Raw genomic sequence first — 15,045 nt, 5'->3', positions numbered from 1 at the left:
TATTTATTCTTTTAAAGGTTCTATTTCCTTATTATTTGTATCAATCTCCTCCCGCTTATCCTTCTTTTTATCGAGACCGAAAAAGCGCTTTACCTTCGTGAAGAAACCTGCCACTTTCAAGGCCGCATCCTGTTCTTTTTTCGAGACTCCGACTGATTCCACCAAGGCTGGTCTTAGCATCTGCCATAGATAGTTAAACGTGGAATGATAGGGATCTCGCACAATTTCCATATCGACCTTACGCAATTTACTATCTTTTCGCTCCGGATGAGCCGGATTATTATCCCGTAGAACTAAGTTCGCCAATCTCGACAAGAAACCTTTTTGTGTGGTCTCTCCGTCTTTCTCTTTCAATAAAGCCACTTTCAATTTCCGGTACGGGAAGTCTAACCGTATCCGTCCTTTCCGGCTTGAGGCATCCATATGAAAGACCACATCCTGTGCCCAACCGCTCACTACTTCCGCCGGCGCCAGAGGTTTTACGATCTCATTCAAGGAAAGCAGGTCTAGGCTATCCAAACGGGCATCCAATAGAAAGCGGTCGTATAATGAATCTACCGGGAGTTGCCATGTAGCCGTAAAATGCCCCGATCCCATCAGGTTCCCGTCCGCATGCAATCTGATGAATTGCTCCGGATAGGAAACGATATTGGTCAAACCTGAAAATTGGCCATTCATATCGGTAAAATAAAGCTTACCGGGCTTATCACCTTCAACGGGTAATTCCTCATAAACCACGGAGAAATTGGCAACGGAAGCGGTATCTATCTTGAAACGGACCGGAGCCTTTTGTAAACCTTCATAAATCATCGGAACGATATGAGGCTCCACCGGGATCTTCCGGTTCTTTAAGTTTTGTAGTAAGACATCGTTTATCCAGAGTCCCCCCACACGTAATTCCTTGGTTGAGAAATATCCGGGAATATCCACGTCGTTCAATCTTACGTTCCCAACCTTCACGTCAAACCAATCTTGATGCTTAGGCTGTTTATAAGCGAATTCCATTTTGGAATAAGGCGAGACTAAATGTACGTGATCCAACCTCAAACCTGACTTTCTCAAATCCAGCCCCCCGATTTTCAAACGGTAGAAGCCGTTATCCAACGGTATATCGATATCCTTCGTCTGTAGCTGAAGATCACCTAATTGAAACGTCTTCTTCTTCAAATCCACAAACACATTCTCCAAAGCCAATTGGATATCCTTTTGGCTCTCAGTCCGCAATATTGTCGTATCCGATCCCCAAGACATAGAAAAATCACCATCGGATAAATCAAATCGGTCAAACCCGATCTGATAGATGCTATTCTTGGGAATCCGGATTCCCGCTAAAGAAATCAATGGGGTTGAAAAACGTATCGAGTCCTTTTTAGCGGCCAAGGTCACATCCTGTAGACGGAAAGAGCCGTTTACAGTGGATAGCGAACCTTTTCTTATAGTCACACGCAGATCCTTTCCCGGTAAGTAGTTATCGAAATCCCGGAAACTAAGACCAAAATGATCATACTTGAAAAACAATTGCCCACTCCGGTTCGTTTGCTCATCCACCAAGAAATTCGTAGCAAAGAAATTAAGGCCGTTGAGTCGGTACCGGGTCGTGTCATTTATCTCACGATCCTCCAATGTCACATTTGCGTTCTGAATCTGGATCTTACGGATGGAAAGATACCGAAGGAAAGGATTTAACAAACTTTCCACATCCACACGGCTATTTACAGATGTGCTTTTCCCTTTATCCGGAGATTCAACGGAGGGCGTTTTATAATAAACCAAGCGAGGCGACCGAATCATCAGTAAATACGCACTAATACCTTTGTTGTACGCCAACCCGTCTATCCGGATCGTATCGATACTTCCCGACAAATAATCATTGCGGGAACGAACAGACAACGGACGCAGCCGCATGCTATCTATATGAAACGAGCCTGAGGCCGTATTCATCGCCAAGCGCTTGATATCGAACCGGTGATTACGAGCCCTCATGATCCCTTGTATATCATTCGCCTCAAACGCAATGGAACGAAAATAATTCAGTTCCTCGCCCGGAGCTACCAAGGAGTCGATCAGAAGACCTTCCGCATGGAAATTAAACTCAGGGATCGAGAAATCCTCTATCTGCCCTTTCAAGGCCAAGGAATAGTGAAGGGCAGTCCGCTCTATCCGTATCTGATCCACGGATATACTGTGTAGTACCGGGGAGATCACATCATACAACGACAAGGCTTGCACCAAAGAATCCGCATCGGCATTCGCCAGCTTTTTCTCCCTAGTCAAGTCATACACCTTAATATCCGAAGATTGTATCTCAAAATTACGGGCAGACAAATAGTTCAAGGCATCTTCCCGTCTAAAGTGAATCCCTTGTATCTTTACGGTTTGCACTTTCCCTTCCAGATAATTCGTAGGTTTCCGATTGGTCTCCCCCCACAATAATTCTTGCGGAAGCAATTGGATTTTTTGGATATAGATAATGGAATCTTGAGTACTGAGGCATATACTATCCGTCTCCAACCTAAAATCATTATTTACCAACAAGGTTTGCGGCTGGTTCGTGACAAAATCGAAGTTATCGCAATACAACAGCTTCCCGCTCCGTGAAGAGGTAGAATCCAACATAAAACCATACGCATGGAAACTTACGTTATTCAACGTATAGATAATCGGCGAGACTTGGTTTTCCACATTATAAGAGATACTGGCATTTTCCAAGTTCAAGGTCTTTACGCTCAGGGCATCTATGTATGGAGAGATCACCTCATACAACGTCTTCGATTCAGCATGCTCTACCGTATCTGCCGCCAGTCCGGAAACTAACGGGTTTGATCCGGAAGAGCCGTATACACGAACCTCCGGCGAGCGGATCTCAAAGGTATTGAAATGGAGTTGCCGGTAATTCCATCGCCATACCAAATTAATTCCCTTAAAATCTATCACCTCAATCCGGGTACTTACATAGGTATCGGGCAAGCTATCCAAGGCGGCCCAATGTTCAAAGACCTTAGAGTCCGGCTCCAATGAAATACCCTCTAACCTTAGCTCTCCCTTGAAGAAGCTAATAGAAAGCTTATCGAAAGAAAGACGATAAAAACCATCCGTAGCATTCGCCGTACGCTCTATCAGTTCTCTTTTCAGGTACCGCTCCAAACGACCTGTCAGGAAAAGATTCAAAACTAGGAACAATACAGCCAGCGATAAAACAGCGATCACCGTATGTTTCAATATCTTCCTTATCCTAGAACTCATCCTTTCCTTTATTTTTGCGATATAAACTTCTTTTTATAAAAACAAAATAGACCCGTTTATGTTGCCTTTCATCTAATAAAAAAGCCCCGGAGTCTATTGACCCCGAGGCTTACGATCTATCGATTGTTACTTCATTTTACAAAAGGAGCCTTGATCAAATAGTCGGCACAATCCTTCACACCCGCAAATTGAGTACGTCCGTCCGGCATTTGCTCCAACTCTACAAAATAGTCTTTGATTCCGTTCGCGTACATTTGCTTGAATATCATCTCAAAGTTCATCATACCACTTTGGCCGAATACGGCACGATCCTTGATATGTAATACCTTGATACGATCCGGATGTTTCTGCATATACTCGACAGGATCGTTTTGTCCCATGACAGTCCAATAAACATCCATCTCGAAGTAAACCTTGCTCGGGTCCGTATCTTTCAGCATCAAGTCATAAATCTGGTCTCCGACTTTCATGAAGGCAGCGAAAGGATTTCCCTTCACTTTCTCCTGTTGCTCTTTCGTTGCGACACGATTGAACTCCATATTATGATTATGATAGCCAAAACCAGTGGCGATGCCCTCTGCCTTGATAACATCCGAGGCCTGATTGAAAATATCGCAAACAAGTTTAGCCTCATCGTGCGTAGTAATCGTCGGCATCATCGGCTGGATCAAATATTTACAGCCTAGTTTCGCATGATCGGCAGCCGTAGCTTTCCAATACTCCATGATCTTTGGGGTAACCTCCTTCGAGTATTTGAAAATCATAGCCTTAAAAGGGTCAGAGATAGATGTGTCTACCGGATTCACGTGCGAGCTAATGATCTTCAAGCCAGCGTCTTCCGCCATTTTCTTGAAGTCCATCATAGGAACACCTCCGATAGCGCCTTTACCATAACCCGCCAACTCCAGCTTGGAGTATCCCATATCCTTCACCTTCCGAAGATTAGCGGCCACGTCGCCTTTATATAATTCTTGGGATAAAGAATAGATCTGCAAGCCAATCTCTTTGCCGGCATGGACCTCATCCACAACTCCCAACGCAGCGTTCTCCGCATTTACGGAACCGGCTTTACCAGCCAGCAATCCACCAGCGGCAAAGAGAGAGATATTTTTTAAGAAATCCCGTCTGTTACTCATAACATCATTCTATTTAAATAGGCTTATTTACAGAAATAAGGCAATGAATACGGGTTGCGATATTGATACCAGTACAAACGGTGGGAAGCCGCCTCCTTATCATTACCGAAGCTTAATGTAGCCGGGTTCCATTTAACCGGACGGCCTAGCTCACGAGCGATATTCTGTAAGCAACAAAGCGTATTCGTACTGCAACCTACCTCAACCGGAGCGATCGGGTTCTCACGTGAACGAACGCAGTCGATGAAGTTCTGCATATGCGGAGCACTAGTCTCATAATTACCCGCATCGTTACCCTTCTTTTTACTGTCTTTCAGCTTCTTCATATATTCCTCATACATCTTCTTACGCTCTTCCGGAGTCATCATTCTCGGGCGCTTCTCGATCAAGTTCTTCAGGTCGGAGGGGATCTTAGACTGATCAGAGCAGTTGATGTAGCCACGGGCTACCTCGATCCAACCGTTATCACCGATAAACTTAATACCCTGCGCATCCGGATTATCCTCCAAATAAGGTTGTTCAGTCATTACGATACCATTCGCATAGCGCATAGTTGAATATTGTGTGCCATTGTATCCCTTGGGCGTAAACTCAACCGGACCAGAGCCATCCATACCGATAGCAGCTTGGGCGATATCAAACATATGAGCACCCCAGTCAGCAGTATAGCCATTACCGGTCTCTTGATACCAACGCCATGCACCCCATAGTTTCTCGTTCTCTTCCGGGTTCAGAGAAATAGGAGGACATAAATCGGGATGATAATGGATCTTCGGATCGTTCAACGGACCCATCCACTGATTGAAGTTCAAATTAGCGGGAACCGGCATTTCCGGCAAGCTCAGCGGCGTAGGAGGCTCACCTACACGTGCATATATTTTCTCTATATGACCGATGGCTCCATTCTGAACCATATCGATCGCAGCTTGGAACTCTCTGCTGGAACGTTGCTGGCTACCTACTTGAAGCACACGTTTATTATTGCGTACGGCTTTTACCATAGCCAAACCTTCAGCGATCGTATAAGCCAACGGTTTCTGGCAATACACGTCTTTTCCGGACTGGCAAGAATGGATCGTAGCCAAGGCATGCCAATGGTCGGGAGTAGCAACTTCTATAGCGTCGATATCCTTACGCTCCAGCAAATCCTCGTAAAACTCATATTGATCACAACGTTGGTTCATTCCCTTTGAGGCTTGCCATTCAGCGACACGTCTTCTGAAACGCTCTGTTTTCATCGTGTCCACGTCACAACATGCGGCAACCTGTACGCCCGGACATGCGGCAAATCCTTTAAAGTCTGATAATGCTTGCTGACCTAGGCCGATAAAACCTAAAACGACTCGATCGCTCGGGGCGATACGGACTCCATCAATGGCCCAACTGGGAAGAATTGTTAAACTAGCCAATCCTAGCGCGGAAAGACCCAAAAACTCTCTACGGCTTACGCCCTTCTTAGTGTTTTCTTTCATGGTAATTTTGTTAATAATATAAGATAAAATGTAACTTGGTCTGAGAATTATTGCCCCAAAGTTATAAAAAATAATTTATTTCCATAATAATCTTTTAATAAAAAAGGCTATCCTTGTCTGGGATAGCCTTTTTTTGATTCATATCAATTCCTAAAACGCATATCCGAAGCCTACGTTCAGATAGATCGGATACATCCCGAAGGTAATCGTATCGAAATTCTTTTGGAAGATATCGTTCAATCCCCATGTCAAGTCAGCGTATACGATAAGGTGCTTAAACGCTTTCCATTCTGTACCGATCTGCGCTCCCCACTGAAACTTTCTTAAGTTATCCGAGAAATCATAGGAAGCACGGTTGTCGCCGGAAAACTCCACCTTCGTACCGGTAGGATTGATCTCACGCAGATATCCGTCGTATACGTAGCCGGAGAAATTCCGGTTTGTAGCGAACGAGACAAATGGTCCCGCCGAGAAACTCACCCGGTTATTCAATTGGTAAAGAGCCACGACCGGTATCGAGAAATAAGTGTTCTCCACTTTCGTCTGCACGCCGCCGGTCCAGTTTCCTTTCAGCTTCTCGCCACCGGAGCCAATGATCTCCATGCTGTAATTCTTAACCGTCGCTTTTGTCTCCATACCTTTATTCTCCAGACGGAGACCGATCATCATACCCCATTCCTTGCTCTCGCCGAACCATTTCTTGATATCGCCCTCTATGGAGACACAAAGCGTAGGACGGTAACTATCTATCGCACGAATCTCACGAGGCAATGGCACCGGAGCGGTTCCGCCGATATTGATACCGGCCTTTACCGTATATTCCAATCCCCTTAGGGAAGACCAGATGATTCCTTGGTTTCTTTCCTGCTGCGCCTTCAACGTAACGACACCCGACAGGCACAGTATACCTATTAATACTATATATCTTTTCATATCCTCTGTTTTTTTAGTTCTCACCGGACTGGATTATCTCAACCTCATCGATCCAAAGCGTGCTACCTTCCGCTCCCTCGAAGACATCACCTTTCAAACTCGAAGAGAAGACTATGGATAACTGATAACCACCTTTCGCCAGCTTATCCTTATCGATCACCTTACCGGGCTTAGCCACGAACGGGATATAGAAACGCGTCCACTCATCCGTCTCTTTCTGATCGCTGATCCGGGCAACGGATATCAGGTTCGGGCTTGTCAGCCCGTTGAAACCATCCAAATATTTCACATTCTCATCCGTCTCATAGAAGATGGCGTAGATATCACATTGGTCTTTCTTACCTTTTACCTCCTCGCCATTCACTTTATACGACTCTCCCGCTTTATATTTATAATAACCACTCAAGTAAGTCGGCACATGATCGAAAGGACGTCCCAATCTCGTGCCTTTCCTTGCGTCCGGAATAGCGTTCAGCAAATCAAACGTACCGATAAAGAGATTTCCGGCGGCTATAGGCATACCGAATCCGCTACCGAAGCTACCCGTACTCCGGGTGACCAGTTTAGCGCATTTACCGATATAGCCGTTATCGTCTTGCATGGTGGGATAATCCAACGGAGTCTTGGGCACACCCGTCAAACCAAAACCGGCGTTACCACTCGCCCATGTCACGGAATCTCCATTCGACGTGAAATCATAGAATATCTGATAACGTTCATTCTTCGGCTCCATCGTTATATGCTCGAAATGATATTCCGTGCTCACACCAGAGACAATGCAACGTACCGTATAGGTCTTCGTCCAGTGGCCATCCTCGGAAGTAACCGTATAGGTTCTCGGGGTCGTAAAATCAAAAGCGGTGCCACTAGCCGGCTTGATAGTAGCGCCGGGAGTCAAGGTGAATACCGGGGCTAGGTTTGTAATATCGGCGTCACTTTTCACGGTCAGCGTCACGGACTCGTTGTCGATCTCCGGCTCGGCTTTCAATATATCGCCATCTACCGTACACGATAAGATATCCGCTTCCGCATTGGGCGCCTCCTCCCGGATACAAGAGACGGAGAGTAGCGTCAATAAAAAGCATAAAACAAAACTTTGTACCTTCATACTTCAAAATCTTTATAATTCATATTGAAAAAGGATCACACCTCCCTATTATTCATATAGGTCTCTTTCAAGTACCTATAACGGGGAACAAAGGTAATCTATTATACGATACGTAGTATTCCTATATATTTTAATAACTTTTTTTACAATGCCCTTTTCTCACACCTACGGAAATGACGAGATTCCAAGAGAATGAGGTTTATATATTTGCGATTGTCATAAAATACTACTAATATCGCGTATACTTAAATCTGTATAGACCATATGACAACACGAAGAGATTTTCTCCGGCAGACCGCCTTGCTCGGTGCCGGACTTACCATCAGTCCTTTTTTCATTAAAGCTGGGAATGCCGGTGTGGGCGCAAACGATAAGATAGGCGTTGGGCTTATCGGATGTAACGGCATGGGATTCGAAGACTTGAAAGCTTTCCTTCGTAATCCGGAAGTAGAGTGTATCGCCTTGTCGGATATCGACGAGAACGTATTAAACAACCGGGCGGCAGAGACCGAGAAGATCACCGGGAAAAAAGTGAAGCATTTATATAAAGACTGGCGTAAATTGATAGATAATAAGGATATCGATCTCGTAATCGTAGGAACTCCCGATCATTGGCACTGTCTGCAAATGGTATCCGCTTGCCAAGCCGGGAAGGATGTGTATTGTGAGAAACCGCTGGGAAATAGTATCGAGGAATGTAATATAATGGTACGTGCGGCCCAGAAATACAATCGGGTTGTACAAGTGGGACAATGGCAACGAAGCGACCCGCACTGGCAGGACGCCATGCAATTCGTACATAGCGGACAGCTGGGTAAGATACGCACCGTACGTGTATTCTCTTATCAAGGTTGGTGCCCCTCTATCCCCGTAAAGCCGGATGAGGCGGTTCCTGCCGGTGTTGACTATGATATGTGGCTGGGGCCGGCACCACGACGCCCATTCAACCGGAACCGTTTTCATTTCACGTTCCGTTGGTTCTGGGATTACGCGGGAGGTTTGATGACAGACTGGGGAGTGCATCTACTGGATTACGCATTGTATGGCATGAACGTCACCGCACCGGAGTCTATCATGGCTTCCGGAGGTAAATTTGGTTATCCGGATGACGCTTGCGAGACCCCGGACTTATTGCAAACCATCTATACATTCAAGGATTTCACCGTTATGTGGGATCATGCGATCGGTATTGACGACGGGGCTTACGGACGGAATCATGGCCTAGGATTCGTTGGCGAGAACGGTACCTTGGTGATCGATCGTGACGGCTGGGAGGTTATTCCGGAAAAAGTAAACGGACAGGCCCGCATGGAGGCGGTTCCATTGAAGAACTCATACGGCGAAGGGGGACTGAACTTACACGTAAAGAATCATCTGGAATGTATCAAGAGTCGGAATCGTAATTGCAACGCAAGTGTAGAGATCGGAGCACATATCGCCAAGTTCTCCCAATTAGGGAATATAGCCTATCGCACGGGTAAGAAATTGTCTTGGGACGGAAAGAGTTTCCATGATACGGAGGCGGATAAACTATTGTGCAAGGAATACAGGGCACCGTGGGAATTACCGAAAATATAAGGATCTAGTTGTAGAGACGGGGCGTGCCCCGTCTCTACAACTGGGTATTTATTGATGTTCGGGGCGTAACAGGTCGTTCACCGTCTTCACGGGGTTGAATGTCTCGATAGGAACTTCTACGAATACCGTGTTCCAGTCGCTCATGGCACCGTTCCACAAGCCCGGCAATTCCAGCGCTTTCAATTCGCGACCATCCTTGCTCTTATAAGAGATGAAGCCCGTATTCTTATCCACGTAATCCGGCAAGTTGTATTTCTCTCCCTTATAATTCTTAACGGCGCAAACTAAATCTACTGGATTGAAGTGAGTACCTTGCTCAAACATCGCCTTCTTAGCCGGATCGCTCATATCGATCTGGGAGCTTTCAAGCACCTGCAAGGAAACCGTACCGTCCGGATTCACCGCCAGGAACGGACCGCCACCCGGCTCGCCCACGTTCTTCACCATACCGCATACACGCAACGGGCGAAGCAGCTTGCTCTTGATATAAAGGATCAACTCGGCGTCCTCCAGCAATCTCGTATCCGGGTTCTTGATACATAGGTCGTCTTGCAAGAAATGGATCATCTCCTCTACCTCGGCATGGGTATATTTGCCGGTCTCGATCTGTTCCAGATATCTGAAGGCTTTCTCCTGCAATGTTACCAAGACACCGGCGATCACCTTCTTGTAGATAACCGTAGAGCATTTGAAGCTATCCGGAACCACGTTATCTATATTCTTGATAAATACCACGTCGGCATCCACATCGTTCAAATTCTCGATCAAGGCACCGTGTCCACCCGGACGGAACAACAGCTTATCATTCTTATCGCGGAACGGCGTGTTATCCATAGCGGCCGCTACCGTATCGGTACTCGGTTTCTGGATACTGAAAGAGACATCGTATTTCACAGAGAACTTCTCCTCGTACTCGCCAGATTTATCGGCAACCAATTGCTCGAATAAAGCCTGATGCTCCGGAGATACCGTGAAATGGATATTCACCTCGCCGGCGTTATTCTTGGCGTACATGGCACCTTCGGCCAGATGTTCCTCCATCGCCGTACGAACCGTATCGGCATATTTATGGAAAAGCAACAAGCCTTTCGGTAGCTGTCCGTAACTCAAGCCTTTCGGCTCCAATAAATTGGATACCACCTCCTTGTACTCGCCCAAGGCTACCAACGCAGGAATATCTTTCCCTGTATTCTCCACGCACTTCTTGTCCAAAGCCTTATAGAAAGCGAATTTCTCGATCTCGCTAAAGAATTTCTTCTCGAAAGCGTTCATCGGTTCCTTATAATCCGCTGAAAGGAACTCGTACAGATTCTTAAACATACGGCTAGCGGCGCCGGAGGCAGGTACGAATTTTACGATTTTCTTGTTTTTAGCCAGATAAGCGTCCCAAGCATCCATATAAGAAGCCTGTTCCTCTTTAGATATTACCATAATACCTTTTTCTACCGAAGCGGAGGCCGCTATCTCAAGGAAAGGGAAACCTTTTACGAAGCAAGCGAGTTGCTCTTCAATCTGTTTTTCGCTGATTCCTTTGGCTTTCAGCTGTTCTAAATCGTTCGCGTTTAACATAGTATAGTATTTAATGTGAATAATCTCATCAGTAACGCCACAGGGCACTTATGCGCTATGTGTATCGCAAATGTATAAAATAACCGCAAGATACGTGTTGAAATTCCATAGAAAAAAGTATTTTTACAGCATGTTTTGCGGTTAGTCCTCAACCGGGCAATAAAAATGATATAACTATGGATACAATTGGATTCTTTACGTCTGAGGAAAAGAAGCTGTTCTTCTCCAAATACAGGCTCCTGTTACGAAACCTTTACTCTTTCCTCGAGAGGGAAGATATTCGGAAGATGAAGGAGCTGATGAAGCGGGTTGTCGCCCTCGATTGCTACGGCAGGGATAAGAATGGTATCAACGGTTTATTGCGAAATATCGACACGGCCTTGATCGCCACCTTGGAGATTGGCTTGAAACGTACCTCGGTCATCGCCCTCCTATTATACCGCCCGGTATTGAAGAAGGCGATCACGATAGAGGAAGTGGAGCAAAAATTCGGGGCGGACGTGACCTTGATCATCCGTCGCCTCTTGAAGACCTCCGACCTGTATGCCCGGAACACCGCCGTCAACTCGGAGAATTTCCATCATTTGCTTTTCTCGTTTGCCGAGGACGTACGTGTGATCTTGCTTATGATCGCCGACCGCCTCTGCCTCATGCGTATGGGAAAACAGATGCAAGAGGATGATCGTATCCGGCTGGCTACCGAGGCCTCTTATTTGTACGCTCCCCTCGCCCACCGACTGGGTTTATATACGATCAAGAGCGAGCTGGAAGACCTTTCCTTGAAATATACGGACAGGAAACAGTATGACTTCATCAAACGGAAACTGAATGAGACGAAACGCTCCCGCGACGCTTATATCGCCGAGTTCATCGCCCCGATCAAGCGGAAGCTGGCAGCGGCAGGATTCAAGTTCGATATCAAGGGACGTACCAAATCCATACATTCCATTAATAACAAGCTGAAAAAGCAGCAGGTGGAGTTCGAGGGTATCTACGATCTTTTCGCTATCCGGATCGTATTGGATACGCCGCTGGAGAAGGAACGCTCGGAATGCTGGCAAGTCTACTCCATCGTCACCGATATGTACCAGCCCAACCCGAAGCGTATGAAGGACTGGATCTCTATCCCGAAGAGCAATGGTTACGAGAGCTTGCACATCACGGTTATGGGGCCGCAAAACAAATGGGTAGAGGTGCAGATCCGTACGAGGCGAATGGATGAGATCGCCGAGCGAGGCCTAGCGGCGCATTGGAAATACAAGGGCGTGAAAGCGGAGAGCGGGCTAGACGAGTTCTTGAATACCGTACGTGCCGCCTTGGAGGCCAAGGAGAATAATCCGCTCGACTTGATGCAGGATTTCAAGATGGATCTATATAAGGATGAGATCTACGTCTTCACGCCTACCGGCGAGCTTATCAAGCTGGCCAAGGGAGCGACGGTCCTCGATTTCGCCTTTGCCATCCACACGAAGCTAGGAAGCAAATGCGTGTCGGCGAAAGTGAACGGTAAGAACGTTCCGATCAAATACACCTTGAACAACGGCGATAGCGTATCCGTCATCACGTCGCCCGCCCAAAGCCCGAAGCGGGATTGGCTGAACTTCGTCGTCACCTCCAAGGCCCGTGTGAAGATCAAGCAGGCCTTGAAGGAGGAGACCGTGAAGGCCGTGGAATTCGCCAAGGAGATGTTGCAGCGCCGCTTCAAGAACCGGAAGATCGACATGGACGAGCCAACCATGATGCGCTATATCAAGAAGAAAGGATTCAAGACCGTCACGGACTTCTACATCGAGATCGCCGAGGAACGCCTCGATCCCAACCAAGTAATCGACGAATATCTGGAGGCTTTCCGCAAGGAGACGGAGACGAACGAGCGCACCGAGGTGCGTAGCGCGGAGGAATTCGTGACCACGACTCCGGTGGAGGAGATATCGACGAACAAGGATGTCTTGGTGATCGACAAGAACCTGACGGGTATCGAATATAAACTCGCCAAATGCTGCAACCCGATTTATGGCGACGAGGTTTTCGGTTTCGTCTCCACGCAAGGTATCAAGATCCACCGTATGGATTGCCCGAACGCCCAAGAGATGTTCAGCCGCTTCGGGTACCGGATCATCCGCGCGAAATGGAGCGGCAAGGGAGACAATGGCTATACGGTTACGCTGCGGGTGATCGGACGGGACGATATAGCGATCGTCACCAACATCACCTCCGTGATCGGAAAGGAATCGAACGTCACGCTTCGCTCCTTAAACATCAACTCGGTAGACGGATTATTCCAAGGGAACTTTACCGTATTGGTAAGAGATACGACCGCGTTAAACTTGCTGACGAAAAAGATCAAGGCGGTAAACGGCGTGAAAGCGGTAGAGCGATTAAATTCTTAGACAGTGTACTCTGTACGAAGTACTACAGTACCCTCTAGGAAGTACCGCAGTACTTCGTACAGGGGACTGGGCCAACTGTACGGCTGGGCCTTGTGACTATACCCGGATCACAGAATCGGCTTCAGCCCCATCTTCTCCGCACGTTGTATTAGGAACTGCCGGGCCGCCTCATACTCGTTCGGGATCACGCCGTCGAGGATGGCGTTCTTGATCGCCTCTTTCAGCACGCCGACAGGCTTGGAGGGAGCCAAGCCAAACGTCTCCATGATCTCCTCGCCGGATACCGGAGGCTGGAAGTTACGGACACGGTCTTTTTCCTCTATATCGGCCAGCTTCTCGCGCACCTTTCGAAAGTTGTTCAAAAAACGGCGAACCTTCTCCGGGTTCTTGCTCGTGATATCGGCCTCGCACAGTTTCATCAAATCGTCGATATCATCTCCCGCGTCAAACAGCAGACGGCGGATCGCCGAATCCGTCACCTCATCGTCCGACAAGGCGATCGGACGCATATGCAGGCTTACCATCTTCTGCACGTACTTCATCTTCTCGTTCATCGGGAGTTTCATCTTCCTAAAAATACCGGGGATCATCCGCTCGCCGATAAAATTATGATTATGGAACGTCCATCCCAAGCGAGGGTCGAAACGCTTCGTGGCAGGCTTGGCGATATCGTGGAAGAGGGCGCTCCAACGCAGCCATAGATTATCGGAAGTCTTGCTCAAACGATCCAGCACCATCAAGGTATGGGCGAAATTATCCTTATGCCCGATCCCCTCCTTGGTCTCCACGCCTTTCAAGGCGCAAAGCTCGGGGAAAATCAATGGCAACAGTCCGCATTTATCCAGCAAGTCGAAACCGATAGAGGGCTTTGGCGAGAGGACGATCTTGTTCAACTCGTCCACGATACGCTCCTTGGAGATGATGGAGATACGCTCCCGGTTACGGATGATGGCGTCGAAGGTATCGGGATCGATAAAGAAACCTAATTGAGTGGCGAAACGAACCGCGCGCATCATCCGGAGCGGATCATCGCTGAAAGTAACATCCGGGTCTAAAGGCGTACGGATCGTAAGCTCGTCCATATCCTCCAACCCGCCGAAGGGATCGACCAATTCTCCGTAACGCTCCTTATTCAGGCAAAGGGCTAAGGCGTTGATCGTGAAATCGCGGCGGTTCTGGTCATCCTCCAAGGTGCCGTCTTCCACGACTGGCTTACGGCTGTCATGGCTGTAGGATTCTTTCCTTGCCCCCACGAATTCCAGCTCCAGATCGCCGGCTTTCACCTGCGCCGTCCCGAAATTCTTGAAGACGGAAAGATAAGCGCCACGCCCGATCTTCTTGGCCACCCGTTTGGCCAACTCGATACCGCTGCCAACCGCTACCACGTCTATATCCTTGGATGGGCGGTTCAAGAAAATATCCCGCACATATCCGCCTATTACATATACCTCAACACCTAGCTCTTCCGCCGCCTCCGATATCAAATGGAAAGGCTTCGCGGATATATGATTTACTATCTCTTCCTCGTTTATATACATATTTATGTATTCCAAATCCAATAAAGAGCGCAAAGATAATCAAATTTCATGTACTTTTGCGGTATCAAATACATTGAA

The 15,045-nt window shown here is 47.3% G+C and carries 9 protein-coding genes; 2 read left to right on the top strand and 7 right to left on the bottom strand.

Annotation, left to right across the window (positions count from 1 at the left end):
- Positions 1 to 3: 3 nt before the first annotated feature.
- The 5 genes from D7V92_RS03505 to D7V92_RS03485 form a co-directional block, all read right to left on the bottom strand.
- A complete protein-coding gene (locus D7V92_RS03505) occupies positions 4 to 3,243 on the bottom strand; it encodes a hypothetical protein (protein WP_057329054.1) in 3,240 nt (1,079 codons plus the stop codon).
- Between the two features lie 131 nt (positions 3,244 to 3,374).
- Positions 3,375 to 4,379: a sugar phosphate isomerase/epimerase gene (locus D7V92_RS03500; protein ID WP_121772282.1), complete on the bottom strand. Its 1,005-nt coding sequence runs from the start codon at positions 4,377 to 4,379 to the stop codon at positions 3,375 to 3,377.
- 23 nt (positions 4,380 to 4,402) lie between these two features.
- The gene (locus D7V92_RS03495; protein ID WP_121772281.1) at positions 4,403 to 5,851 is read right to left on the bottom strand and encodes a Gfo/Idh/MocA family protein; all 1,449 of its coding nucleotides are present in this window, start codon (positions 5,849 to 5,851) and stop codon (positions 4,403 to 4,405) included.
- 150 nt (positions 5,852 to 6,001) lie between these two features.
- Positions 6,002 to 6,784: a porin family protein gene (locus D7V92_RS03490; RefSeq protein WP_008773509.1), complete on the bottom strand. Its 783-nt coding sequence runs from the start codon at positions 6,782 to 6,784 to the stop codon at positions 6,002 to 6,004.
- A 13-nt stretch (positions 6,785 to 6,797) separates the two neighbouring features.
- Positions 6,798 to 7,892 carry a PCMD domain-containing protein gene (locus tag D7V92_RS03485; RefSeq protein WP_008773510.1) on the bottom strand — a complete coding sequence of 365 codons (1,095 nt, stop codon included), beginning with the start codon at positions 7,890 to 7,892 and terminating at the stop codon, positions 6,798 to 6,800.
- Positions 7,893 to 8,156: 264 nt separating this feature from the next.
- Here D7V92_RS03485 and D7V92_RS03480 point away from each other — a divergent pair, with 264 nt between their 5' ends.
- On the top strand, positions 8,157 to 9,470 hold the full coding sequence (locus D7V92_RS03480) for a Gfo/Idh/MocA family protein (RefSeq protein WP_121772280.1): 1,314 nt from the start codon (positions 8,157 to 8,159) through the stop codon (positions 9,468 to 9,470).
- A gap of 48 nt (positions 9,471 to 9,518) precedes the next feature.
- On the opposite strand, the gene D7V92_RS03475 is transcribed toward D7V92_RS03480, so the two are convergent.
- Positions 9,519 to 11,039 carry a DUF4301 family protein gene (locus D7V92_RS03475; protein ID WP_095231455.1) on the bottom strand — a complete coding sequence of 507 codons (1,521 nt, stop codon included), beginning with the start codon at positions 11,037 to 11,039 and terminating at the stop codon, positions 9,519 to 9,521.
- A 176-nt stretch (positions 11,040 to 11,215) separates the two neighbouring features.
- On the opposite strand from D7V92_RS03475, the gene D7V92_RS03470 reads away from it, so the two are divergent.
- Positions 11,216 to 13,429, top strand: a complete 2,214-nt coding sequence (locus tag D7V92_RS03470; protein WP_121772279.1) for a bifunctional (p)ppGpp synthetase/guanosine-3',5'-bis(diphosphate) 3'-pyrophosphohydrolase — start codon at positions 11,216 to 11,218, stop codon at positions 13,427 to 13,429.
- A 107-nt stretch (positions 13,430 to 13,536) separates the two neighbouring features.
- On the opposite strand, the gene D7V92_RS03465 is transcribed toward D7V92_RS03470, so the two are convergent.
- The gene (locus D7V92_RS03465) at positions 13,537 to 14,967 is read right to left on the bottom strand and encodes a CCA tRNA nucleotidyltransferase (protein ID WP_005854484.1); all 1,431 of its coding nucleotides are present in this window, start codon (positions 14,965 to 14,967) and stop codon (positions 13,537 to 13,539) included.
- Positions 14,968 to 15,045 lie beyond the last annotated feature (78 nt).

The organism is Parabacteroides sp. CH2-D42-20 (genome assembly GCF_003670185.1).
GTDB lineage: Bacteria > Bacteroidota > Bacteroidia > Bacteroidales > Tannerellaceae > Parabacteroides > Parabacteroides distasonis.
The sequence above is the reverse complement of the archived record's forward strand: the minus strand, read 5'-3'. Positions and strand labels throughout refer to the sequence as shown.